This window comes from Bradyrhizobium sp. AUGA SZCCT0177 (genome assembly GCF_018130125.1).
GTDB lineage: Bacteria > Pseudomonadota > Alphaproteobacteria > Rhizobiales > Xanthobacteraceae > Bradyrhizobium.
The window spans coordinates 109,703-132,220 of record NZ_JAFCMA010000005.1 but is presented as its reverse complement, the minus strand read 5'-3'; the positions used below and the strand labels follow the sequence as shown (position 1 = coordinate 132,220).

24 protein-coding genes are annotated in these 22,518 nt (G+C 63.4%); 14 read left to right on the top strand and 10 right to left on the bottom strand.

From position 1 onward, the window contains the following. Nucleotides 1-136: 136 nt before the first annotated feature. The 5 genes from JQ597_RS07825 to JQ597_RS07805 all read right to left on the bottom strand — a co-directional run bounded on the left by JQ597_RS07825 (nt 137) and on the right by JQ597_RS07805 (nt 6,566). Nucleotides 137-1,390 (bottom strand): MFS transporter, encoded by a 1,254-nt coding sequence (locus JQ597_RS07825; RefSeq protein ID WP_212263634.1) that lies wholly within the window; start codon nt 1,388-1,390, stop codon nt 137-139. 225 nt (nt 1,391-1,615) lie between these two features. Next, a complete protein-coding gene (locus JQ597_RS07820; protein ID WP_212263633.1) occupies nt 1,616-3,685 on the bottom strand; it encodes a peroxidase family protein in 2,070 nt (689 codons plus the stop codon). A 189-nt stretch (nt 3,686-3,874) separates the two neighbouring features. Further along, nucleotides 3,875-5,617 carry a flotillin family protein gene (locus JQ597_RS07815; RefSeq protein ID WP_212263632.1) on the bottom strand — a complete coding sequence of 581 codons (1,743 nt, stop codon included), beginning with the start codon at nt 5,615-5,617 and terminating at the stop codon, nt 3,875-3,877. 20 nt (nt 5,618-5,637) lie between these two features. Continuing rightward, complete coding sequence (locus JQ597_RS07810; protein WP_212263771.1) at nt 5,638-6,270, bottom strand: OB-fold-containig protein; 633 nt, start codon at nt 6,268-6,270, stop codon at nt 5,638-5,640. Nucleotides 6,271-6,278: 8 nt separating this feature from the next. Further along, on the bottom strand, nt 6,279-6,566 hold the full coding sequence (locus tag JQ597_RS07805; protein WP_212263631.1) for a hypothetical protein: 288 nt from the start codon (nt 6,564-6,566) through the stop codon (nt 6,279-6,281). Nucleotides 6,567-6,734: 168 nt separating this feature from the next. Between JQ597_RS07805 and JQ597_RS07800 the strand changes: the two genes are divergently transcribed. Continuing rightward, a complete protein-coding gene (locus tag JQ597_RS07800; protein WP_212263770.1) occupies nt 6,735-8,135 on the top strand; it encodes an Nramp family divalent metal transporter in 1,401 nt (466 codons plus the stop codon). Nucleotides 8,136-8,247: 112 nt separating this feature from the next. On the opposite strand, the gene JQ597_RS07795 is transcribed toward JQ597_RS07800, so the two are convergent. The 3 genes from JQ597_RS07795 to hemB all read right to left on the bottom strand — a co-directional run bounded on the left by JQ597_RS07795 (nt 8,248) and on the right by hemB (nt 11,092). Further along, a complete protein-coding gene (locus JQ597_RS07795) occupies nt 8,248-9,024 on the bottom strand; it encodes an arginyltransferase (RefSeq protein ID WP_212263630.1) in 777 nt (258 codons plus the stop codon). Between the two features lie 159 nt (nt 9,025-9,183). Next, nucleotides 9,184-9,753, bottom strand: a complete 570-nt coding sequence (locus JQ597_RS07790) for an RDD family protein (RefSeq protein WP_212263629.1) — start codon at nt 9,751-9,753, stop codon at nt 9,184-9,186. A 277-nt stretch (nt 9,754-10,030) separates the two neighbouring features. Continuing rightward, nucleotides 10,031-11,092 carry a porphobilinogen synthase gene (hemB, locus tag JQ597_RS07785; RefSeq protein ID WP_212263628.1) on the bottom strand — a complete coding sequence of 354 codons (1,062 nt, stop codon included), beginning with the start codon at nt 11,090-11,092 and terminating at the stop codon, nt 10,031-10,033. A 180-nt stretch (nt 11,093-11,272) separates the two neighbouring features. Here hemB and JQ597_RS07780 point away from each other — a divergent pair, with 180 nt between their 5' ends. The 4 genes from JQ597_RS07780 (at nt 11,273) to JQ597_RS07765 (ending at nt 13,582) form a co-directional block, all read left to right on the top strand. Beyond that, nucleotides 11,273-11,755, top strand: coding sequence for a DUF6163 family protein (locus JQ597_RS07780; RefSeq protein WP_192733586.1), 483 nt, complete (start codon nt 11,273-11,275; stop codon nt 11,753-11,755). Between the two features lie 404 nt (nt 11,756-12,159). Then, nucleotides 12,160-12,675, top strand: a complete 516-nt coding sequence (gene ldtR, locus JQ597_RS07775; RefSeq protein WP_192733585.1) for a transcriptional regulator LdtR — start codon at nt 12,160-12,162, stop codon at nt 12,673-12,675. Nucleotides 12,676-13,114: 439 nt separating this feature from the next. Further along, nucleotides 13,115-13,342: a hypothetical protein gene (locus tag JQ597_RS07770; RefSeq protein ID WP_212263627.1), complete on the top strand. Its 228-nt coding sequence runs from the start codon at nt 13,115-13,117 to the stop codon at nt 13,340-13,342. A gap of 18 nt (nt 13,343-13,360) precedes the next feature. Beyond that, complete coding sequence (locus JQ597_RS07765; protein WP_212037750.1) at nt 13,361-13,582, top strand: hypothetical protein; 222 nt, start codon at nt 13,361-13,363, stop codon at nt 13,580-13,582. A 144-nt stretch (nt 13,583-13,726) separates the two neighbouring features. Here JQ597_RS07765 and JQ597_RS07760 read toward each other — a convergent pair whose 3' ends face one another. Together JQ597_RS07760 and JQ597_RS07755 are read right to left on the bottom strand one after the other, a co-directional pair. Then, on the bottom strand, nt 13,727-14,653 hold the full coding sequence (locus JQ597_RS07760) for a ketopantoate reductase family protein (RefSeq protein WP_212263626.1): 927 nt from the start codon (nt 14,651-14,653) through the stop codon (nt 13,727-13,729). Nucleotides 14,654-14,798: 145 nt separating this feature from the next. Continuing rightward, nucleotides 14,799-15,008, bottom strand: coding sequence for a hypothetical protein (locus tag JQ597_RS07755; protein WP_212263625.1), 210 nt, complete (start codon nt 15,006-15,008; stop codon nt 14,799-14,801). A 161-nt stretch (nt 15,009-15,169) separates the two neighbouring features. On the opposite strand from JQ597_RS07755, the gene JQ597_RS07750 reads away from it, so the two are divergent. From JQ597_RS07750 to JQ597_RS07710, 9 genes are all read left to right on the top strand, one after another. After that, on the top strand, nt 15,170-15,796 hold the full coding sequence (locus JQ597_RS07750; protein ID WP_212263624.1) for a glutathione S-transferase family protein: 627 nt from the start codon (nt 15,170-15,172) through the stop codon (nt 15,794-15,796). A gap of 314 nt (nt 15,797-16,110) precedes the next feature. Then, entirely contained in the window at nt 16,111-17,412 is a 1,302-nt protein-coding gene (gene glyA / locus JQ597_RS07745; protein ID WP_212263623.1) for a serine hydroxymethyltransferase, read from the top strand. 25 nt (nt 17,413-17,437) lie between these two features. Further along, on the top strand, nt 17,438-17,920 hold the full coding sequence (gene nrdR, locus JQ597_RS07740; RefSeq protein WP_192733576.1) for a transcriptional regulator NrdR: 483 nt from the start codon (nt 17,438-17,440) through the stop codon (nt 17,918-17,920). After that, complete coding sequence (gene ribD, locus JQ597_RS07735; RefSeq protein WP_212263622.1) at nt 17,917-19,068, top strand: bifunctional diaminohydroxyphosphoribosylaminopyrimidine deaminase/5-amino-6-(5-phosphoribosylamino)uracil reductase RibD; 1,152 nt, start codon at nt 17,917-17,919, stop codon at nt 19,066-19,068. Before nrdR ends, ribD begins: the two co-directional genes overlap by 4 nt. Next, complete coding sequence (locus tag JQ597_RS07730; protein ID WP_212263621.1) at nt 19,069-19,677, top strand: riboflavin synthase; 609 nt, start codon at nt 19,069-19,071, stop codon at nt 19,675-19,677. Between the two features lie 116 nt (nt 19,678-19,793). Next, the gene (ribH, locus tag JQ597_RS07725) at nt 19,794-20,285 is read left to right on the top strand and encodes a 6,7-dimethyl-8-ribityllumazine synthase (protein ID WP_212263620.1); all 492 of its coding nucleotides are present in this window, start codon (nt 19,794-19,796) and stop codon (nt 20,283-20,285) included. Nucleotides 20,286-20,287: 2 nt separating this feature from the next. Then, nucleotides 20,288-20,785: a transcription antitermination factor NusB gene (gene nusB / locus JQ597_RS07720; RefSeq protein WP_192733572.1), complete on the top strand. Its 498-nt coding sequence runs from the start codon at nt 20,288-20,290 to the stop codon at nt 20,783-20,785. Next, entirely contained in the window at nt 20,778-21,770 is a 993-nt protein-coding gene (thiL, locus tag JQ597_RS07715; protein ID WP_349628799.1) for a thiamine-phosphate kinase, read from the top strand. Before nusB ends, thiL begins: the two co-directional genes overlap by 8 nt. A gap of 203 nt (nt 21,771-21,973) precedes the next feature. Then, nucleotides 21,974-22,183 carry a cold-shock protein gene (locus JQ597_RS07710; RefSeq protein ID WP_192733570.1) on the top strand — a complete coding sequence of 70 codons (210 nt, stop codon included), beginning with the start codon at nt 21,974-21,976 and terminating at the stop codon, nt 22,181-22,183. Nucleotides 22,184-22,518: the final 335 nt, after the last annotated feature.

Below are 22,518 nucleotides of genomic sequence, written 5' to 3'. Positions count from 1 at the left end.
CATGGCCAGGCTTAACCCGGCCATCCACGTCTTACTTCCGGGTTTGCAGCCAAGAGAGACGTGGATGCCCGGGACAAGCCCGGGCATGACGGAACCATCTCGGAACGCGCGCGAAGTCAGAGGATTCTTTCTGCAATCAACATGCCCGCAGCGCCGGTCCGTCGCCGACCATGTCCGGCTGCCGCGTCAGCGAAACGGCGGGCGACATCAGGATCACCAGCGCTTGCGCGGCGAAGATCGCGGCCGCCAGATACAGGCACGCTTCCGCGCTGTAGAGGCCGCCGACGATGGCGCCGAGCGCCGAGCCGAGCGGGCGGGCGCCATAGCTCATGATGTTGATGGCGGAGACGCGCCCCAAGAGCGAGGGCGGCGTCACCGATTGGCGCAGCGTGGTGGTGGAGATCACCCACAGAATCGGGCCGACGCCGAGCAGGAAGAAGCTCAGGCCCGCGAGCAGCGGTGACGGAAAGATGGTCGTCAGCGCCATCACGGTGGCGGCGACGAAACCGGTCACCGGGCCGAGTCCGATCACGGTGCCGAAGGCGAGGCGCTTCATCACCCGCGTTGCCAGGAGCGCCCCGACCACCATGCCGACGCCGTACATCGCCAGCGTCGTGCCGACGCCGGTCGCCGACAGGCCGAGATGACGCACGGCATAGGGCACGAACACCGCAAGCAGCAGGAACGAGGCCGTGTTGAAGATGAACTGGGTGATGAACACCGGCCGCAGCAGCTTGTGGTGCAGCACGAAGTCAGCGCCTTCCTTGATCTCCTGCAGCGGATGCCGGCGCGGCGCGGGCGCGCGGGCGGGCTCATAGATGCCCGACAGCAGCACCACCGCGATCACAGAAAGCGCCGTGGCAAATCCGAAGGCGGGGGCCGCACCGACCCATCCGACCAGCACGCCGCCGAGCGCGGGGCCGCTGGCGAACGCCACGGTGCGCGCCAGCTCAATCCGCGCGTTGGCCGCAGGTAGTTGCTCCGGGTTCACCAGCGACGGCACCAGCGCCGGTGCGGCGACACTATAGGCGACCGTGCCGCACACCGCGACGAAGCCGAGCAGAGCCAGCAGCGGCAGCGTCATCCAGCCGAGCCAGATCAGCAGCAGGATTCCGCCGAGCGCCGCCGCGCGCAGCGCTTCGGAGCCCGCCATCAGCCGGCGCCGCGAGATGCGGTCCGCCAGCAGGCCTGCCGGTATCGCAAACAGGATGAAGGGCAGCGTCAGCGCGGTCTGCAGCAGGCCGGTCTGGCCTTCGCCGACGCCCAGCAGCAGCACGGCGACGATGGGGGCGGCGGCCAGCGCTACCTGCTCGGCCGATTGCGCGGCGAGGTTGGACCAGGCGAGGCGGTTGAAGGTCGGCGGCAGGCGCGGCGTCTCGGCGGTGGACATGGGGGATTCCTTGGCGATTCCCTGATGGCTTTATTGGCCCTCACTGTCCGACGACTGCACGGTCCAACCCACCCGTTTCCCGACAAGCTGTGGGCAATGAAAAAACCTCCACACGCGAACGTGTGGAGGTTTCTCACCTTGATGTGTCAGCTATGTCTCCCAACATCTGTCGGTGATCTGTCCGGGCTAAACACTTGTCCCGGCCATCCACGTCTTGCTGACCCATCAAACGTCGAACAGAAAGTCGTGCTTGCTGAGTTCATAGGGCCGCACGCCCGTCAGTTCGATCCAGTCGTCGCCGACCTGCACGATCGTGTTGCCGTGGTTGCCCGAGATTTTCACATCGCGAAAGTCGAGACGTCCGGCGTGCTTGAACACCAGCAGGTCGACGTCGGGATCGAAGTCGGTGATCCTGGCTTTGGTGGCGCCGAGATCGAACACGAAGCGATCCGCGCCGGCGTTGCCCGTCATGGTCTGCTTGCCGGTGCCGGCGAACAGGTAATCGCCCTGCGGACCGCCGATCAAGGTGTCGGTGCCGTTTGAACCGATGACGATCTGGCGGGCGTCGGGGTCTTCGGACTCGACGCCGCCGGCAAGCCCCGTGTGCCGGACATAGGTGACGAAAACGTCGTCCTGGATGTGCTTGGTGTCGGTGTTGCGCAGGATGATGTCGGCCAGCGTCGTGCCCTTGATCTCGGACAACGTTTTGGCATCGAAGCCCTGGTTCTCGAACCAGAGCCGGTCGCCGTCGCGCAGCGCCTCGAACTGCATCGTCAGGATGGCCTGAAAGGTTTCGCCGACAAGCGCGCCGGGGACATGGTTTTCCGACAGGCCGCCGGTCCACAGGCCGACATTGTTGACGTTGCCGTAGGCCGCCTTCAATCCGGCCAGCGTCTCCGGGTCGCTCGTGATCTGGCTGAAATCCGTGTAGGGGTCGAGGCCGAGCGCTTCACGGGTCTGGTTGAGCGTGCCGAGACCAAGGTCGCGCGCGCGCTGGATATTGATCGCGGCGAGATCCATCGACACCGGCGCATCGACCAGAAAATTTCGCAGATCCTCGACGATGCGCGCATCGAGCGCCTGCGAGGGGTCGGCGGCCAGATGGCGCAATTGTCCGTCGGCGCCGCCATTGTCGATGAAGTCTGCCGCCGGCTGGAAGAACACGTCTTTCAAGTCTTCCTCGGAGCCGGCGATGACCTCGCCGTTTTCCGCAAGGCCTTCGGTTTCGCCCGATACGATCGAATGTCCGAAGCGGAACGCCGCGGCGACGAATTCCAGCGTCAAGTGCGGATCGACATTGGGATCATAGCCGTCATAGGGCGTGAGCGCGTCCTTGCCGACGAGGTTCGGCAGGAATTCGGAATAGGTGATGTTGGCGATTTCGGCTGACACGATGGCGCGGGCGTAATTGTAGAGCTGGTCGCCGCTCCAGTTCGGATGCTCATGATGCAGTTTGTCGACCTGATAATTGTGTTCGCGCACGAACAGCGTCTGCAGGGCGGTCAGCGCCGGATTTTCCGCGGCACGGCCGTCGCCGGCCACCACCATGCCGTTGATGATGGGCAAATTGTCTCCCGCCGACGTCTTCATGTGGCCGTCGGCGGTGCGCAGGCTGGCCGCGATTGCCGCACTCGACCCGTAGACCATCGAGGCGTCGAGCCAGGCGGAATTGGAATTGACCGCCATCGCCGGATTGGCTGTGCCCGCACCGGTCGTGGGATCGGTGACGGCGCGGGTGATCCGAATGATGGTGCCAGCCGGGAATACGGGATCGCCCGCGGGAACGACGACGCTGATGTCGTTGACGCCGTCTGTGCGGGTCAGCGTCATGTCATGATCGATGAATTGGCCCCAGGCGTACATGAACGCGGAAACACCTTCCGGGTTCGCCACGTCGGCATCGCCGGCGCCGACTACGAGATTGCTGATGGTGCGCGGGTTGTTGCCGCCGAGCGGCACCGAAATGCCGTCGGCAAAATGCGCCGTGCCGATACGCGCGAATTCGGTTCCGGCGGCGTTGAGGGTGGAATCCGACCGGTTGTTCTGCGAGCCGTCGAAGCTGCGGTATTCGATTTTTACCGGCTGCGGACCCGGTTGGCACGACGGGTCATCATGCGAGCCATGAGAACCGTGGCCCCCGTGAGAACCATGGCCCCCATGAGAGGGGTGGGATTCGTGCGAGCCATGTGAACCGTGAGGCTGGTGCGGCAGGAAAAAATGCTGGGAAAAATTGCCGAAGTGAAAATCGTCATGGTCTCCGTCCATGCCGCCAAAAGCCCGCTTGAGCTGACGCATCGACCGCCTCCCTGACTTGCAATTGCGAATTATTCGCAACTAGTGTCACTAATGAGAGGCATTTGCAATAAAGAAATGGAGGAGGGACGAAAGCGCCGTGCCCGACAGGCGTAAAAAAAGCCCGCCGCATCGGGTGCGGCGGACCTCTCTAAATTTGCGATCTGACCGCGGATCAGGCCGTCATGGCGACTACGACTTCGGTCCGAGCGTCGCCTTGCCCGTGCCGGAGATGGTGGTCGGCGGCGTTGCGGTACTGTCGGCAGGCGCCGCTGGCGCCTCCATTTCAGTCAGCGGGCCGCTGCCGGACCGCAGCGCATTCAACAGGCTGGTCATGGCGTCGGGGCCAGCCGGGAAGCCGGCCTCGCCGAGAATCTTGTCGATCATCGGCTTGAACGCCGATACCGACAATAGCTGCGCGGCGAGACCGTCGCCGAGTCCGAGACCGCCGTTGCCGCCACCACGACCGAGCATGCCGCCGGTGTCGAAGATCCGGATGTCCGAGATCTTCTCGATCGGCTTGACCGCTTCGGCCAGCGCGCCCGGAATGATGTTGATACGGGCGAGGTTGAGGTCGTATTCGATTATCTCGGCGCCGAGCTTGTTGCGGGCCTCGGCCTTGAGCGCCGCCACCTCGGCTTCGGCCTCGCCGAGCGCCTTGACGCCGGTCGCGCGCGTGGTCGCGGCGGTGGCGTCGGCCTGGGCCAGCACGTTGATCGCTTCCGCCTTGTTGGCGGCGGCCTGACGTTCGGCTTCCGCCATCACGGTGATCGGCATCGCGTCGGTTTCCGCCACCTTGCGCGCCGCGATCACGTTGATGATCTTGTCGCGCTCGGCGATTTCGGTGGCCCGTGCGGTCGTGACCTTTTCTTCGGCTGCGATCGCAAGCGCGCGCGCCGTCTCGGCGATGGTCTGCGCTTCGGATTGCTCTTTGTTTTTGGTGGCGACGACGATCGCGGCTTCCTGCGCCACGATCTGGAGATCACGCTCCATTTCGGTGGTGCGGCGCTTTACCGCCAGATCAGCCTCGATCTTCTTGGTGTCGCGGGCCTGGTTGGCCTCGGTCTGGACGTTGGCGACGGCCAGTTCCTGCTGGATGCGGTATTCGGCCTCGTTCTGCAACGCCGTCTGCTCGACCTGCGCGGTCTGCGCGCGCATCGCGGCGGTCTTGTTGGCGATGTCGCGCTGCTGCGCCAGTTCCGCCTCGCGCTTGGTGCTCTCGATGGTCAGCGTGGTCTGGCGGGCGACCAGGTCCTGCTGCGCGATGTTCACCTCGGTGGTGCGGACGATCTGGTTGCGCTCCTGCTCGCGCTCCTTGGTGATCTTGGTCAGCGTGGTGAGGCCGTGCGCGTCGAAGAAATTGCTCGGATTGAAATGCTTGATGTCGCTCTGGTCCAGCCTCGTCAGCGAAACCGATTCAAGCTCGAGGCCGTTGTTCTGGATGTCGGCGCCGACCGCATCCTGCACCGATTTGACGAAGGTCGCGCGCTGTTCCTGCAGCTCTTCGAGATGCATGGTGGCGGCGACCGAGCGCAGGCCATCGACGAATTTCGCCTCGATCAGTTCGCGCAATTCAGCGGCGTCGTTGGTGCGGTTGCCGAGCGTCTGCGCGGCCAGCGCGATCGACGACATGTCGGGTTTGACGCGGACGTAGAATTCGGCGCCGATGTCGACGCGCATGCGGTCCTTGGTGATCAGCGAGTCCGGACCGCCACGGGCGACTTCCAGCCGCAACGTCTTCAGATTGACGGCGGCCGTCGAATGGAAGACCGGAAGCACGACGGAGCCGCCGTCGAGAACGACTTTCTGACCGCCGAGACCGGTTCGCACATAGGCCTCGTCGCGGGTCGAACGCCGGTACAGCGTCGCGAACATGAAACCGATGATGACAAAGAGAAGGACGCCGATAGAGACCGGTACTGCTAATTCCCACATGTTCATGTCCTGTGTGATGACTATTGTTGTGCAATGAGGTCGGCTGGTGCGGCAATCGCGATAAAGCTCTTGGTGTCGCGGTCGACCAGCAACACGCTGCTGCCGACCGCGAGCGCTTTCGAATCGGGGCCGGCGCGCGCCGGGACAGAGTGCCAGTTGCCGAAGACATCCTTGAGACGGACGCGGCCGGGCAGTCCCTGGTCGAGCGGACCGATCGAAACCACTGCGATCTGGCCGACGAAGTCGGCGTCATCCACCGCATAGGTCTCGTCGCGCGGGATCACGCGTGAGATAGCGCGGCTGGTAACCCGGACCGCCGGAATGGTGCCGATGATGGCGCCGACGGCGGCGAGCGAAACCGGGAGAGAAATTCCGACACTGTGCGCGATGGCCTGCAGGAAAAATCCCGCGATCGAAAAGATGCCAAGCGTCAACATCAAAAGAATCAAAAGCGGAACGCGCCCCGCATTGATCCAGAGAAACAGGCCGGAGATGGCGCTGTGGCCGTCGGCCTCGATCTCGACGTCCTTGCCGACGACGTGGCTGAGCGAAAACCCAACCATCGTCGACAGCAGTTCGATCACGGCAAGCACGACCACGATCGCCGCGGCAATCGTGAAGGGCCGGACGTCCGCCGCCAGCAGGAGGTCGATCACGGCGCTCATTGTGAGGACTGTTTGACGAGGGCCACCTTGTTGTTGCCTTCCAAATCATCAATCGCCTGACTGGCGATGGCGGCAAGCAGCCGGCCGCTGCATGCGAGGATGCCTTCGTGGACCACTGTCTTCTCCTCCGGTCGGATTGATTTCGATTTGACGCCGATGTGGATCTCGTAAGCGCGGCCTTCTGAGACCAGGTGGGCCGGGAAGGGACTTTCCCAACCGGCAAGGTAGCCCGGAACTGCGAATGGAACCAAGACGCGCCCTCTGATTGTGCTGATGGTCAGCATTGTTGGTCCCCTGATCGCGAACAGTTTGTCGTCGAGGGGGAATCGGCGGTTCACGGTTCCGGCCAAATAGCTGGCGCGGGCGCGCAGGCCGCGCCGGTATCGTTCTCGTGCATCAGATGCAGTTGCAAATTAGTTGCAATAAGGGTGAATTTCGACCATCTTGCTGAGATGGATGCGCGAACGCCCGAATTGGGCCGAAAGACTAATTCGGAGAGCTTGCCTGTGGCCTTGCAAGACGCCGACGCCGGCTGGCGCGCCGACGCCGCCGCGAACAGGCAGCGCAGTCTGGCCGAAGTCAACGCGACCATCGCGGTGCCGCTCGGTGGCCATTGGGCGCGCCGGCTGCTGGCGTTTGTTGGGCCCGGCTATCTGGTTTCGGTCGGCTACATGGATCCCGGCAATTGGGCGACCGACCTCGCCGGTGGATCGAAGTTCGGCTACACGCTGCTGTCGGTGATCCTGCTGTCGAACCTGATGGCGATCCTGCTGCAGGCGCTCGCCGCACGGCTCGGTATCGTCACCGACCGCGATCTCGCGCAGGCCTGCCGCGCGAGCTTTTCGCGTCCCGTCAATTTCATGCTGTGGCTGGCCTGCGAGGCCGCGATCATCGCCTGCGATCTGGCGGAAGTGATCGGCACCGCGATTGCGCTGAAGCTGTTGTTCGGCATTCCGCTGATCGGCGGCGCGCTGATCACCGCGCTCGACGCCTTCCTGCTGCTGCTTCTGATGAACAAGGGTTTTCGCTTCCTCGAAGCCTTCGTCATCTCGCTCCTGATCGTGATCGCGGTCTGCTTTGCGATCCAGATCTTCGCCGCCGCGCCCCCTGTTGCCGCGATGCTGCGCGGCTTCTTGCCGTCGACCGAAATCGTCACCAATCCTGAGATGCTCTACATCGCGATCGGCATCATCGGCGCCACCGTGATGCCGCATAATCTCTATCTGCACTCCTCGATCGTGCAGACCCGGGCCTATCCACGCACCGACGAGGGCCGGCGCGATGCGATCAAATGGGCGACCACGGATTCCACCATCGCGCTGATGCTGGCGCTGTTCATCAATGCCGCGATCCTGATCGTGGCCGCCTCGACGTTCCATTCCAGCGGCCGTACCGATGTGGCCGAGATCGGGCAGGCGTATGAGCTGTTGTCGCCGCTATTGGGCCTCGGGATCGCCTCGACGCTGTTTGCCGTCGCGCTGCTGGCATCCGGCCTCAACTCGACGGTGACGGCGACGCTGGCCGGCCAGATCGTGATGGAAGGCTTTTTGCATTTGCGCCTGCCGAACTGGGCGCGGCGGCTGATCACGCGCGGTGTCGCCATCGTTCCGGTGGTGATCGTCACCGCGCTCTATGGCGAGAAGGGCACGTCACAGCTGCTGGTCTTCAGCCAGGTCATCCTGTCGATGCAATTGCCGTTCGCGGTGATCCCGCTGGTGCGGTTCGTTTCCGACCGCCGCAAGATGGGTGATTTTGCGATCTCCCGTTCGGTCGCCACGGTGGCGTGGATCGTGGCCGGGATCATCGTGACGCTGAACGTCAAGTTGCTCTACGACACGCTGTTCGGCGGCTGAATAGCGACCCTCATGGTGAGGAGCGCGCATCTTGCGCGCGTCTCGAACCATGTGGCCCGTGGCCATCCTTCGAGACGCCACTACGCGGCTCCTCAGGATGAGGTCCGGTCGGCTAATCCTGCGGCTCGGTCAGCACTTCGCCTGACGCGTCGATGCGCAGCCAGCCTGAGGGCGCCAGCCGCTGCTGCGGCAGGAAGCGGCCCTTGTAGTCCATCTTCTTGGAGCCTTCGATCCAGTAGCCGAGATAGACGTATGGGAGCCCCAGGCGCCTAGCGCGCGTGATGTGGTCGAGGATCATGAAGGTGCCGAGCGAACGACTTTGCTCGGACGGCTCGAAGAACGAATACACCATCGACAGCCCGTCGCTGAGCACGTCGGTCAGGGCAACGGCGATCAGCTCCTCGCCGCGGCCGGAGATGCCGGAATCGACGTTGCGCTTGCGGTATTCGATGATGCGGGTTTCGACGTGGCTGTCTTCCACCATCATGGCGTAGTCGAGCACGGTCATGTCGGCCATGCCGCCATGGCGGTGGCGCCGGTCGAGATAGGCGCGGAACACCGAATATTGTTCCGAGGTCGGGACCGCGCTGCGCTGCTCGCCGATGATGTCGGCATTGCGCGCCAGAATTTTGCGGAAATTGCGCGAGGGCCGGAACTCGTTGGCGACGACGCGCACGGAAACGCAGGCGCGGCACTGGTCGCAGGCCGGCCGGTAGGCGATCGACTGGCTGCGCCGGAAGCCGCCATGGGTGAGGAGGTCGTTGAGGTCGCCGGCCTTGTCGCCGACCAGATGCGTGAACACCTTGCGCTCGTGCCGTCCCGGCAGATAGGGGCAGGGCGAGGGCGCCGTCAGGTAAAACTGCGGGGTATCACGCGAATGCTGGGTCACGTCGGGTCGTCAGGCCTCCGAAACACGAACGATAACGCTTTCCGGTGAACAATTGGTACCGGTGAGGGAAGCTCCGCCCCGATCCTGATCCGGGCCGAACAAACCTGAGCATCGCGCCGCGGGGGCTGACGGTCAATCAATTTGGAGTGTGACATCCCTTCAATAGGCGCGCGCTGGAGGTACAACCTGTGTGCGAACCGAGCTGTTGATGACAACGGTTCCCAGCACGATGTCATGCAGCAACCGCCGGCGGCCGTTGAACAGGCCGACCAGCAGCACCAGCGGCGTCAGGAACGAGATCGATACCCAGAACAGCACGGCATGGGTGGCGCCGAGCACGAAATAGCCCGGTGCGCCGTACCAGGTGCGCAGTTCCAGATCCATCACGCGCATGCCCATGGTCGCCGAATGCGGCCCGCCGAGGGAAGAGCCGTAATAGACGATGGCCCAGACGATCGTGGCCGGCCAGGCCAGCCAGAACAGCGCCCAGCCGAGCCCAAGCGTGATCAGGCCGAACACCGCGATGAAGATGTAGCCGAGGATCACCGGGACCGACAGCACGACGAGGTCGATCAGAAAGGCGAACACCCGCCGCGTCAGCAGGCCGCGAAACAGTTCCGGCTGCAAATCGGGGTCGAACGCATGCGGCTGCACGCCGCCATCGTTACGCCAGCCGCCGCCAGCACTTGAAGGGCCGCCACCGGTATTACCCGAACCGCTATACGACATGATCAGTCCTCCAGACCGTGCATATTCCCGCAAGCCAACACACTAAGCCGAGACATGGGAACCGCCCCCGCGCGCGCAAGCCCTGCGACGGTTACGAAACGGCAATATTCAGGCGATTCGGGGGCTGGGTTACTTGTCGTCCGGGAAGGCCGGGACCCATATGCCGCGGCCCAGATTGTTGGAAAAGGAAGATAACAACCAGCGTGCAAACCAATTATCGCCGGTGGTTATGGGTCCCGGCCTTCGCCGGGACGACGGATGGAGAGAGACCGGCGGCTCAGCTCTCCGCCTTGATCTTCTCCGCCGCCTTCGGCGCAAAGTAGGTCAAAATACCGTCGGCGCCGGCGCGCTTGAAGGCGAGCAGGCTTTCCATCATCGCGCGTTCGCCATCGATCCAGCCATTGCCGGCGGCTGCCGCGATCATCGCGTACTCGCCCGACACCTGGTAGACAAAGGTCGGCATCGCAAAGGTGTCCTTTACCCGCCGCACGATGTCGAGATAGGGCATGCCGGGCTTCACCATCACCATGTCGGCGCCTTCGGCGATGTCGAGTTCGACCTCGCGCAGCGCCTCATTGGAATTGGCGCTGTCCATCTGATAGGTGCGCTTGTCGCCGGTCAGCGTTTTGGCCGAACCAATGGCGTCGCGGAACGGGCCGTAGAAGGCGGAGGCGTATTTCGCCGCGTACGACATGATCTGCACGTCGGTAAAACCTTCATCGTCCAGCGCCTCGCGGATCGCGCCGACGCGGCCGTCCATCATGTCGGAAGGCGCGATCACGTCGCAGCCGGCTTCGGCCTGCACCAGCGCCTGCCGGACCAGCACGGCGACGGTTTCGTCGTTCAGGATCCGGCCGTCCTCGATCAAGCCGTCATGGCCGTGGCTGGTGAAGGGATCCAGCGCCACATCGCAGAGCACGCCGAGACCAGGGAACTCCTTCTTGATCGCGCGCACCGACTGGCAGACGAGGTTGTCCGGGTTCAGCGCCTCGGACCCCTGTTCGTCGCGCAGCGAAGGGTCGGTATAGGGGAACAGCGCGATGCAGGGGATGTTCAGCTTCGCCGCGCGCTCGGCATCACGGACCGCCTGGTCGACGGTGATGCGGTCGATGCCGGGCATCGAGGCGACCGCGGTGCGCGTATTGTGGCCGCCGACGATGAACAACGGCCAGATCAGATCGTCGGTCGTCAGCACGTTTTCCCGCACCATCCGTCGCGCCCATTCGGCCTTGCGGTTGCGGCGGGGGCGGATCGCGAGGTCGAGCGGGGCCGAGGTGAGGGCGGTCTGGTGCCGCGGTGCGTCGCGCATTTCGATCGGGCGCCCGAATTTGATCGCCATATGATGGTACTCCCCGGCGGAAGGCTGATTTGGCCTGATTTGGACCTGGTCTAATTCTAGCATTCCGGAACGGCCGCGTCACCGCAGCTTGATTTGCGCCAGCGGCAATTGATTTTGCCGACCCGGCGGGCCAAGACTCCGCCTATAAGGACCCGTTTTCGCCTGTGAGCACCGATTCTCATGTCTGACACCTCCGCGCGCGACCCGTCGCGGGATAACAGGGACAACGCCCGGGACAATGCGATGTCGGTGGCGGCGATCTCGTCCGAGCGGATCGAGCCTGATGACAACGCGTGGACCCGGCGGCTGGTGCTGTTCCTGCGCATCATGGCGGTCATCTCGATCGCCAAGGGCCTTTACCATTGGGCGCAGGTGACCGGTTTCATCGGCGGCGAGGAAGAGGCGTTCGAAAACCAGTCGATGGCCTGGCAGACCGCGACGATCTATTTCGCCGTGATTGAACTCGTCGCCGCCGTGGGTCTGTGGCTTGCCACGCCCTGGGGCGCGGTGGTGTGGCTCACCACAGTGGTGTCGATGGCGGTGATCGAATTGATGTTTCCTGGCATCTACGGCGGCAGCCTGACGGTGGTCGGCGTCGAAGCCGTGATGCTGGCAGCCTACCTCGCACTCGCCTGGATGGCCGCGCGCGAACGGCCGCCATAGCAGGCCGCGCGCTGATCTTAACGACCACATCCTGATTTGATCGCGCGCGTGCCAAAACGCGCCACGGATTCCCATAAGATTTTCGACGATTTTCGCGGTAACTTTTCAGTCACCGTAAAGGGTTCCCTCACGTCGGTTACCCAGGCGTTTCGAATTCAAACGAACCTGTTTTGGAATGCGACAACCCTGCCAGACGAAGCGTGAACAGAGGCCTGCCACCGTCAATGAAATCTTGCGAAAAGCCCTTTATCCATGGGCTTAATCCGCGATTCACTGTCTTAAATTCATGATCTCTTTATTGTCTTATTTAAGCGGATCTTCAAACGGCCCCCTTAAGTTGAAGCTATCAGGCGGGACAAAAGTTTCGTCGAATAAGTCGATAAAAACGACAACAGGGGAATGTCATGATGAAAGCCGTTGCAACGGCGGTGGAAACCGCTGAACGCTCTGCCGGTCAAGCTCCGGTGCAGCCGCTCTATCTTGAAGCATTGACTTTGGTGGAGCGGCTGCATCGCAGGCTGCTGGATGTGATCAAGGATGAATTCGATCGCCGCGGCCGCGCCGATATCAACTCGGTGCAGGCGTTGCTGCTCTATAACATCGGCGACAAGGAACTGACCGCAGGCGAGCTGCGCACGCGCGGCTACTACCTCGGCTCCAACGTCTCCTACAATCTGAAGAAGCTCGTCGAGCTCGGCTTTCTCGATCATCAGCGCAGCCGCGTTGATCGCCGCTCGGTGCGCATCCGCCTGACCTCGCAGGGCCAGGAAATCCGCAAGATCGTCGACGCGCTGTATCAGAAGCACGTCAAGACCGTGGAGCAGGTCGGCGGCATCTCGAACGAGGAGTTCGCGACGCTGAACAAGTCGCTGCATCGGCTCGAGCGGTTCTGGACCGACCAGATCCTGTATCGGCTCTGAGATTTACATAGCGTTTTCGAGCGAAGTGGACTTCCGGTTCGCGTGAAGAAAACGCGTCAAATAAGAACTCGAATCCGCGGCCAAGCCGGCCACTCAAAAGACCGGCAGCCAACAGCGGATCATGAACTGGCAAGGCAGTAAGCCCTGCCCAAGGCGCATCGGCTCCGGTTTACCGGGTCCGGTGCGTTTTGCTTTTTGGCCTGAGTATTGAGTGCAGCGGCTTCATCCTTCGCGACGCGCGCAAGAGCCGCTTCGGGCACATCCGCTTCGAGTGATAGCGGTCACAGTTTCACCTGATAAAGCGCATCAAAACAACAAGCTGCATCGCAATTCTAAGGTGACGCAAGCATTGGCGGCGGGCCGGGCAATAGCTGGTTTCCCGGAATGGAACTTCTGCCGGGCTCGCGCATTATCGTTCCTGACACGGGGACCGAAGAACATGCTCGTCGAGCGCGGATTGCGGGTGATGAATGTCGAGGTGGTGGGCGACGCTTACGCCATTGCTTCGAACTATCTCCGCAGGACCGGCGCCATCCCGGATACTTTCGCCACCGACGAGCGGCTGCTCGAAATCATCGTGCAGATGTTTCAGCGCGGCGAGTTGAACAAGATCCGCCTCGCCAACCAGGCGATCGCCAAATTCGAAGCCGAAACCTACATCGCCTGACCCCTACCGGAGAACTTCATGGAAGCCGCCATCGACCGCATCATGCACACCTACGACCTGCTGGTGAACCGCAGCTCGGCCGCGAACGATGAAGCGCGCGAGAAGGTGACGGACTATGTGAAGACGCTGTTCGAGGCCGGCGAAAAGGACACCCACCGCCTGACCGTGTGCGGCCTGACCTATCTGCGCCAGCTCGACGGCTCCACCGACCCGGTGAAGGCAGGCTATACGGGGATGTGAGCGGCGAGGGCGCTGCCGCACGTAGTAACGTAGCCCGGATGAGCGAAAGCGACATCCGGGTTTTCGCTGTCCGGTCCCGCAGATCGCGGAGCCTGTCATCGGGCGCGCATTCGCGCGACCGGGTCGCTCATGCGGGCAACGCGCTCAGTCCTTCGGCTTGCCCATCACGTAAGGCTTCAGCATCGCATACATCAGGCTGTGCGTCGGTGTCGGCACGCCGAGCTTTTTGCCGAGCTCGACCACCTTGCCGCCGAGCCAGGGCAGCTCCAGCCGGTTGCCGCGCTCGAGGTCGAGCGCCATCGATGGCTTTTGATGCGCCGGCAGGCTGTCGGAATATGCTGATATCGTCTCCACCGCGTTGTCCGGCATCGCCACGCCGTAGGCGCGGCCGACATTCATCACTTCGCGGTAGGCCGACATCAGCACCGGGCGAATATCAGGATCGTCGCGCAACGCGCCGATTGGCTGGCGCGCCAAGGCCACCGCGCTGGCGTTGGCGGCGAGCAGGATGAACTTCATCCATAGTTCGGTGAGGATCGCGTCGCTCAGCTTGGCATCGAAGCCGGCCCTCAGGCACAGCGCTAGAAATGCCTCGCCGCGCGGGCTGCTCCTGCCGTCGAGTTCGCCGAACACGATGCGCATGAAGGTGCCGACCTGCTGGATCACGCCTGATGCTATGATGTTGGCGCTGATCTGCGCGACGCCGCCCATCACGGCGTTTTCGCCCAGGATCGGGATCAGCCTTTCTGCGGCATCGACGCCGTTCTGCAGCGGGATGACAGCCGTATCAGGGCCGATCAGCGGCTTGATGCTGATCCCCGCGCTTTCGACGTCCCACAGCTTGACGCAGAACAACACGAAATCGACCTTGCCGATCTCGGCGGGGTTATCGGTCGCTTGTGTCGGCACCAGATGGATGTCGCCGCGGGGGCTTTGAACCTTCAATCCGTCGCGCTTCATGGCCGCCAGATGGGCGCCGCGCGCGATGAAGGTGACATCCGCGCCGGCTTTCGCCAGCGCCGCTCCATAACCGGCGCCTACGCCGCCGGTGCCGACAATCGCAATTCGCATCGTTCTCTCCTCGCTCGCCGAAAGCCTAGCATCGCAGGCGGACGGTGGGCGAGGGTAAAACTTCGGGCATGCATCAACAAACAGCAGGAAGAACCGGACTCACGAAATCCGGTTATTTCTCAAACCTTTTAGTGACGGCGAATGCTTATTTGGGGCAGTAAGCGATGGCTGTGCCGCCAAGCCAGCCACCGATGCAGCCCGCGCCGACGAAGATGCCGCCGACACCTTTGATTCCGATCGCGAGAATGCCGTCTTCATAGGTGATCGGGCCGATCGTGAGGCCGCCTGCGGCGGCATCGAGTTGATCGAGCGACAACTCGCCGTTGATTTCGTGCGCAGTATTGCCTTCGGTCATAGCCGTTCTCCACTGTTTGCGATTGGCTCGAACAGGCCAATCGGGATGGAGCGTAGTTGCGGTGAGGCGGGAGCTCAGTGATTGCGGTCACGCATCATGACGATGCTCGAAACCTCTGCTAACGTGCGCCTCCAAACAAGAAACCCCTTGAGGAAACTGCCATGCTCACGGTTCATCATCTCAACGACTCCCGCTCGCAGCGGATCCTGTGGCTGCTCGAAGAGCTCGGCACGCCCTATGAGATGAAGCGCTATCAGCGCGATGCCACGACGCGGCTGGCGCCGCCGGAACTGACGGCGATCCATCCGCTCGGCAAGTCGCCCGTCATCACCGATGGCGGCACCACGATCGCGGAGTCCGGTGCGATCGTCGACTACATCATCCGCAAATACGGAAAAGGCGCGATGATGCCGGCGCCCGACAGCGCCGACTATGAGGCGTACAATGAGTGGCTGCATTATTCGGAAGGGTCCGCGATGCTGCCGCTGATGCTGAACCTCTATGTCAGCAGGCTGAAGGAGGCGGGCGCGCCGCTGCATCCGCGCATCGACAGCGAGTTGGCCAACCATCTCGCCTATGTCGACCGCGCGCTGAAGGATCGCGAATTCTTCATCGGCCCGTCGCTGTCGGGTGCCGACATCCAGATGAGCTTTGTCGGCGAGATGGCAAAGGTGTTCGAAAAGCTCGCCCCGTATCCGAATCTGGCGGCCTGGCTGACGCGCATGCACGCGCGCCCGGCGTTCCAGCGCTCGATCGAGAAGGGCGGGGCGTACCGGTTCGCGAAATGACGACCTAGTCGTCATCCCCCGATGTGCACTTGCACATCTGAGGGCGATGCGGAGCATCGAACCCGGAAACTCGAGATTCCGGGTCTGGTGCTGACGCACCATCCCGGAATGACGGGGCTGGGGCGGCGGTGGGTTATTTGCCCGGGACTGGCATCCCCGCCATCCCCACCATATCTTGCATAAATATCAGACGGATACCGCAAGTGCTTGGCCGGCCCGGGCCGATGTGGTATCTCGCAAGCGCTTCTTTCGACCGCCACACGTAACCGACCGTTTTGCCCCTAAGGGCTTGCGGCGGTGGAGATATTCGGCCCATGACCTCCAGCAGCAAGACCGCCTCCGCGCCCGACTCGTTCTTCACGGCGACCCTCGCCGAGGCCGATCCGGAAATCGCCGCCGCCATCAAGGGCGAGCTTGGCCGGCAGCGCCACGAGATCGAGCTGATCGCCTCGGAAAACATCGTCAGCCGCGCGGTGCTGGAAGCGCAGGGCTCGGTGATGACCAACAAATACGCCGAGGGCTATCCGGGCGCGCGCTATTATGGCGGTTGCGAATGGGTCGACGTCGCCGAGACATTGGCGATCGATCGCGCCAAGAAACTGTTCGGCGCTGCCTTTGCGAACGTCCAGCCGAACTCAGGCAGCCAGATGAACCAGGCGGTGTTCCTGGCGCTGCTGCAGCCCGGGGACACCTTCATGGGTCTCGACCTTGCCGCCGGCGGCCATCTCACCCACGGCGCGCCCGTCAACATGTCCGGCAAATGGTTCAAGGCGCAGCACTACACCGTGCGCCGCGACGACCAGATCATCGATATGGACGACGTTCAGCGCCGCGCCGAGGAAGTGAAGCCGAAGCTGATCATCGCCGGCGGCTCGGCCTATTCGCGCGCCTGGGATTTCAAGCGCTTCCGCGAGATCGCGGACAGCGTCGGCGCCTATTTGATGGTGGACATGGCGCATTTCGCCGGCCTCGTCGCCGGTGGCGTCCATGCCTCGCCGGTGCCGCATGCCCATGTCACCACCACGACCACGCACAAATCGCTGCGCGGCCCGCGCGGCGGGTTGATGCTGTGGAACGACGAGACGCTGACGAAAAAGTTGAACTCGGCGATCTTCCCGGGTCTGCAGGGCGGTCCCTTGATGCACATCATCGCCGCGAAGGCGGTGGCATTTTCCGAGGCGCTGCGTCCGGACTTCAAGATCTACGCCAAGAACGTCGTCGAGAACGCCAAGGCGCTGGCGGAGGCGCTGCGCGCGCAGGGCCTCGACATCGTCTCAGGGGGTACCGACAACCATCTGATGCTGGTCGATCTGCGGCCCAAGGGCCTGAAGGGCAACGTCTCGGAAAAGGCGCTGGTTCGCGCCGCGATCACCTGCAACAAGAATGGCATTCCGTTCGATCCCGAAACGCCGTTCGTCACGTCGGGGCTTCGCTTGGGCACGCCGGCGGCGACCACGCGCGGTTTTGGCGTTGCCGAATTCCAGCAGGTCGCCTCCATGATCGCCGAAGTGCTCAACGCGCTGGCGCAATCGCCGGACGGCAAGGCGCCGCTGGTGGAAGCCGCTATCAAGGAACGCGTCAAGGCACTCACCGACCGCTTCCCGATTTATCAGTAAAGGCCACCAGTAAGGGATTCGTGGGATGCGCTGCCCCAGCTGCAACAGTCTCGATACGCAGGTGAAGGATTCGCGCCCCACCGAGGATTCCGCCGTGATCCGGCGGCGGCGGGTCTGTATCGCCTGCAATTTCCGCTTCACCACCTTCGAGCGGGTGCAGCTGCGCGAACTGACCGTGATCAAGCGCAACGGCCGCCGCGTGCCGTTCGACCGCGACAAGCTGGTGCGCTCGCTGCAGATCTCCTTGCGCAAGCGCCCGGTCGATCCGGAGCGCGTCGAGAAGATGGTCTCTGCCATCGTGCGCGAGCTCGAAAGCGGCGGCGAGGCGGAGGTTTCCTCGGAAGCGATCGGGGAGATCGTGATGGAGCATCTGCGCCAGCTCGATGACGTCGCCTATGTGCGTTTTGCCTCGGTCTATCGCAACTTTCGCGAGGCCAAGGACTTTGAAGCCGTGCTCGGTGAGCTGTCCGGCGAGGAAGACGCACGGGTCACCGCGTTGCGCAAATGATCTTCCGCATTCTGGAAGACCAGTACGCGCAGAAATCCAGAGAGTCCAAAGCCGCGGACGCGCGCTTCATGCAGCTCGCGCTTGCGCTCGGCCGGCGCGGGCAGGGACGCACCTGGCCGAACCCCGCCGTCGGTGCCGTCATCGTCAAGGACGGCGTCATTGTCGGGCGCGGCTGGACCCAGCCCGGCGGCCGGCCGCATGCCGAGCCGGATGCGCTCAAACGCGCCGGTGAAGCCGCGCGCGGCGCCACGCTCTATGTGACGCTGGAGCCGTGCTCGCATTTCGGCAAATCGCCGCCTTGCGTTGACGCTGTGATCGCGTCGGGCATTGCCCGCGTGGTGTCGGCGATCGAGGATCCCAATCCGGAAGTGGCGGGGCAGGGCCACGCCAGATTGCGCGCCGCCGGGGTTATCGTCGATGTCGGCCTGAATGCCGCGGAAGCAGCATACGACCATGCCGGGCATTTCCGCCGCATCCGCGACAAGCGCCCGCATGTGATCCTCAAGCTGGCGGTCTCCGCCGACGACAAGATCGGCGCCGCCGGCCGCAAGCCGGTCGCCATCACGGGCGAGGCCGCAAGGACGCGCGTGCATCTGCTGCGCGCGCAATGCGATGCGATCCTGGTCGGGATCGGCACCGTGCTGGCCGATGATCCGGTGCTGACCTGCCGCCTGCCGGGAATGGAGACGTTATCGCCGGTACGGGTGGTGCTGGATCGGAGCTTGCGGATTCCCGGCACCAGCCGTCTGGTGCAGACCGCGCGCGAGACGGCGCTCTGGGTCATGACGTCGGATCTCGCCGAAGCGCCGGCCGCCATGAAGCTCGGCGCTGCCGGGGCGCAGGTGATCCGCGTCGCCGCGTCAAGCACGCCGCCGGGGCTGGATCTGCCGGCGGTGCTGCGTGCGCTGTCCGACAAGGGCATTTCGCGGCTGATGGTCGAGGGCGGGGCGCGCGTCGCGTCGTCCTTTGTATCGGCGGGGCTGGTCGACGAGGTCTGGCTGCTGCGCGGACCCGAGGCGGTAGGCGCGGGCGGCATTCCCGCGCTGGACGCATTGCCGCTGTCGGCTCTCACCGGGTCGCCCGCGCTAAGAGTCCGTGCTAGCGAAAGCGTCGGCCAAGATACTCTCACGATCTACGAGCGCGCTTAAATGTTTACCGGAATAGTCACCGATATCGGCGAGATCGCCAGCCTGACGCCAACGGCGCAGGGGCAGTTGCACCGCTTGCGGATCGCATGCCGCTATGACCAGAAGACCATCGCCGATGGCGCCTCGATCGCCTGCAGCGGCGTCTGCCTTACCGTCGTCGGCTCCGGCGTCGAGGACGGAAAGGCCTGGTTCGATGTCGATGCCGCGGCCGAAACGCTCGGCATGACCACGGCGAAGCATTGGGCCAAGGGGACAAAACTCAATCTCGAGCGCGCGCTGAAGATCGGTGACGAACTCGGCGGTCACATCGTGGCCGGCCATGCCGACGGCATCGCCTCTATCGTCAAGCGCGACGATCTGCCCGATATGGCCAGGTTCGAGCTGCGCACCACGCGGGAACTGGCGCGCTTCATTGCCGTCAAGGGCTCGATCACGCTGGATGGCGTGTCGCTGACGGTGAATACGGTCGAAGACGTGGTGTTTTCGGTGCTGATCATTCCCCATACGCTCAGTGTCACGACATTGGGGGCCTGGAACGCTGGCAGCGAGGTCAATATCGAGGTCGATCTGATGGCCCGCTATGCGGCGCGGCTGTCGGAAATGAAATAGCAACAGCAACAATTGTGTCATACGCGGCTTGACCCGCGTATCCATCCTCTTAACAGGATGGATTCCTGATAGGATGGATTGCCGGGTCGAGCCCGGCAATGACAAGAAGGTAGATAATGGCAGACGCACGACGCGCACCCCTGAAAGATCAGACCGATATTGCCGGCGCGCGCGCGCTGATCGTCGAGGCACGCTTCTACGACGATATCCAGGATGCGCTGCTGGAAGGCGCCGTCGCCGAATTGAAGGCAGCCGGTGTCACGCATGACGTCATCACCGTGCCCGGCGCGCTGGAAATCCCCGCCGCGATCGCGATCGCGATCGACGCCGCCGAGCGCAACGGAAAGCCCTATGACGCCGCGATCGCGCTCGGCTGCGTGGTGCGGGGCGACACCATTCATTTCGAGATCGTCTCGATAGAATCCTCGCGCGCGCTGATGGACCTTGCCGTCGCCAGAAAGTTCCCGCTTGGCAACGGCATCATTACGGTCAACACCGAGGCGCAGGCCTGGGCGAGGGCGCGCGCCAGTGAACTCAACAAGGGCGGCGACGCCGCCCGCGCGGCGCTCGCGATGCTGCGGATCAAACGCCGGCTGGCAAAGGCCTGACGATGGCAGACAGCAAGAAGCCCGCTCCGAAAAGTCCGGACAAGAAAGCCAACCGGCGCGGTGCGGCGCGGCTCGCCGCCGTGCAGGCGCTGTACCAGATGGACATTGGTGGCGCCGGGATCAACGACATCTTCGCCGAGTTCGAGAGCCACTGGCTCGGCAACGAGGTCGAGGGCGACAAATATCTGCCGGCTGAAGCCGCGTTTTTCCGCGACGTCGTCTCGGGCGTGGTGCGGGATCAGGCAAAACTCGATCCGCTGATCGACGACGCGCTGTCGAAGGGCTGGCCCTTGAAGCGGATCGACGCGATTTTGCGCGCGGTGCTGCGGGCAGGGTCCTATGAACTGGAGCATCGCAAGGACGTGCCCGGCCGCGTGGTCGTGTCCGAATATGTCGATGTCGCGCATGCCTTTGTCGAAAAGGACGAGACCGGCATGGTGAATGCGGTGCTCGACCAGATCGCGCGCCAGTTCCGCGCCGACGAGTTCGCGCGTGGCTAGCGCGCCCGCGTCCGGCGAGGACTCGCTGATCGCCCGCTATTTCAGGCCGATCGCGACCGACCCTGGCGCCTTCAATCTCGACGACGACGCTGCGGCCCTGAAGCCTGATGGCGACGACATCGTGGTGACGACGGACGCCATCGTCGAAGGCGTGCATTTCCTCCCCGACGATCCGCCTGATACCGTTGCGCGCAAGGCGCTGCGGGTGAACCTCTCGGATCTCGCCGCCAAGGGCGCGGTGCCGGCAGGTTTCGTGCTGACGCTGGCGCTCCGCGATACCGACGAAGCCTGGCTCAAACCGTTCGCGGCCGCGCTCGGCGAGGACGCGGCGCAATTCGGCTGTCCGCTGCTGGGCGGCGATACGGTGTCGACATCAGGACCGCTGATGGTCTCAATCACCGCGTTCGGGCGCGTGCCGTCAGGCAAAATGGTCCATCGCAGCGGCGCCAAGCCTGGCGACCGGGTGCTGGTGACCGGCACGATCGGCGACGCCGCGCTCGGGCTTGCCGTGCTCGGCGGCGGAAAGGTCCATGCCGCGGTCAGCGATATCGCCGCGCGCGATCTGCTGATCGGGCGTTATCGGGTACCGCAGCCGCGCGTAGTGCTCGCGGAAATCGTTCGCGACCATGCCAAAGCGGCGATGGACGTGTCCGATGGGCTCGCCGGCGATCTCACCAAGCTCTGCGGCGTGTCCGGCGTTTCCGCTGCGATCGATCTGGAATCGATTCCGCTGTCGGATACCGCGCGCGATCTGGTGTCGCGTGGCATCGTCGGAATCGAAACATTGATCGCCGGAGGCGACGATTACGAAATCCTGTGCACGGTGGCGGAAGACCGCGTCGATGCGTTCCTGCAAGCCGCGCAGGGCGCCGGCGTGGCGGCGAGTTCCATCGGAACCGTGGTCGCTGGAAATGGTGCGCCAATATTCCTCGACGGGCAGGGCGGTGAAATCGTGCTGAAACGGCGCTCTTACAGCCATTTTTGAGCGTCGCAGCGCCGCCTGCGGGCCTTTATTTGCAGCCGGCCATTGCAATTTCCAGGAAAATCTATAGTTGTGCGCGCATTCGATTGCCGCCGTGCCTTTTTGAACGCGCCTGTTAGGGCATCTTCCAGAGACATCGTCGATTGGATTTGAATCCGCGCGATCGCCGTGCGGAATGAAAGCCTACGTGCTTTGGAGAATAGAAAATGGCTACGGGAACTGTGAAGTGGTTCAACGGTCAAAAGGGTTTTGGATTCATTCAGCCGACCGACGGCAGCAAGGATGTGTTTGTTCACATCAGCGCCGTTGAGCGCGCCGGCCTGACCGGTCTGGCCGAAGGTCAGAAGGTCGAGTTCGAACTCAAGACCGACAAGATGCGGGGCAAGGTAAGCGCAGAGAACCTGTCGCTGGCCTAAGGCCTCGAAACGGTCGTTTCACGGATGTACTGAAATGGATCGCGGGCCCGCTCGACCCCACGGGGGTTGGGCGGGCCCATGTACTTTCAGGCCTATGTGTTTTCGGGCCCAGTATTTTCAGGCCCACACATTTCTTGGTGGCTATTTGGGGTTGCTGCACCCGCAGGATCGCTGTCGGCAGACGATTCGAAGGTCCGCCCCGCGGGCGCCTGGCAGGCCTCGGATTTTCCGCCGGACGGTCCAGCCGCCAGCCAGGCCTCGGCACCAGCCGTCGTTCCCGGGGATTCCTTTCAAAAATAGACGGTTTCTGGCCTCCGCGGCGTTGCGCCGGGGAA

Excerpts from the sequence above, each read along its gene's own strand:
- JQ597_RS07825 (WP_212263634.1), bottom strand. The coding sequence starts at position 1,390 with ATGTCCACCGCCGAGACGCCGCGCCTGCCGCCGACCTTCAACCGCCTC.
- JQ597_RS07820 (WP_212263633.1), bottom strand. The coding sequence starts at position 3,685 with ATGCGTCAGCTCAAGCGGGCTTTTGGCGGCATGGACGGAGACCATGAC.
- JQ597_RS07815 (WP_212263632.1), bottom strand. The coding sequence starts at position 5,617 with ATGTGGGAATTAGCAGTACCGGTCTCTATCGGCGTCCTTCTCTTTGTC.
- JQ597_RS07805 (WP_212263631.1), bottom strand. The coding sequence starts at position 6,566 with ATGCTGACCATCAGCACAATCAGAGGGCGCGTCTTGGTTCCATTCGCA.
- JQ597_RS07800 (WP_212263770.1), top strand. The coding sequence starts at position 6,735 with ATGGATGCGCGAACGCCCGAATTGGGCCGAAAGACTAATTCGGAGAGC.
- JQ597_RS07790 (WP_212263629.1), bottom strand. The coding sequence starts at position 9,753 with ATGTCGTATAGCGGTTCGGGTAATACCGGTGGCGGCCCTTCAAGTGCT.
- hemB (WP_212263628.1), bottom strand. The coding sequence starts at position 11,092 with ATGGCGATCAAATTCGGGCGCCCGATCGAAATGCGCGACGCACCGCGG.
- JQ597_RS07780 (WP_192733586.1), top strand. The coding sequence starts at position 11,273 with ATGTCTGACACCTCCGCGCGCGACCCGTCGCGGGATAACAGGGACAAC.
- ldtR (WP_192733585.1), top strand. The coding sequence starts at position 12,160 with ATGATGAAAGCCGTTGCAACGGCGGTGGAAACCGCTGAACGCTCTGCC.
- JQ597_RS07770 (WP_212263627.1), top strand. The coding sequence starts at position 13,115 with ATGCTCGTCGAGCGCGGATTGCGGGTGATGAATGTCGAGGTGGTGGGC.
- JQ597_RS07765 (WP_212037750.1), top strand. The coding sequence starts at position 13,361 with ATGGAAGCCGCCATCGACCGCATCATGCACACCTACGACCTGCTGGTG.
- JQ597_RS07760 (WP_212263626.1), bottom strand. The coding sequence starts at position 14,653 with ATGCGAATTGCGATTGTCGGCACCGGCGGCGTAGGCGCCGGTTATGGA.
- JQ597_RS07755 (WP_212263625.1), bottom strand. The coding sequence starts at position 15,008 with ATGACCGAAGGCAATACTGCGCACGAAATCAACGGCGAGTTGTCGCTC.
- JQ597_RS07750 (WP_212263624.1), top strand. The coding sequence starts at position 15,170 with ATGCTCACGGTTCATCATCTCAACGACTCCCGCTCGCAGCGGATCCTG.
- glyA (WP_212263623.1), top strand. The coding sequence starts at position 16,111 with ATGACCTCCAGCAGCAAGACCGCCTCCGCGCCCGACTCGTTCTTCACG.
- nrdR (WP_192733576.1), top strand. The coding sequence starts at position 17,438 with ATGCGCTGCCCCAGCTGCAACAGTCTCGATACGCAGGTGAAGGATTCG.
- ribD (WP_212263622.1), top strand. The coding sequence starts at position 17,917 with ATGATCTTCCGCATTCTGGAAGACCAGTACGCGCAGAAATCCAGAGAG.
- JQ597_RS07730 (WP_212263621.1), top strand. The coding sequence starts at position 19,069 with ATGTTTACCGGAATAGTCACCGATATCGGCGAGATCGCCAGCCTGACG.
- ribH (WP_212263620.1), top strand. The coding sequence starts at position 19,794 with ATGGCAGACGCACGACGCGCACCCCTGAAAGATCAGACCGATATTGCC.
- nusB (WP_192733572.1), top strand. The coding sequence starts at position 20,288 with ATGGCAGACAGCAAGAAGCCCGCTCCGAAAAGTCCGGACAAGAAAGCC.
- JQ597_RS07710 (WP_192733570.1), top strand. The coding sequence starts at position 21,974 with ATGGCTACGGGAACTGTGAAGTGGTTCAACGGTCAAAAGGGTTTTGGA.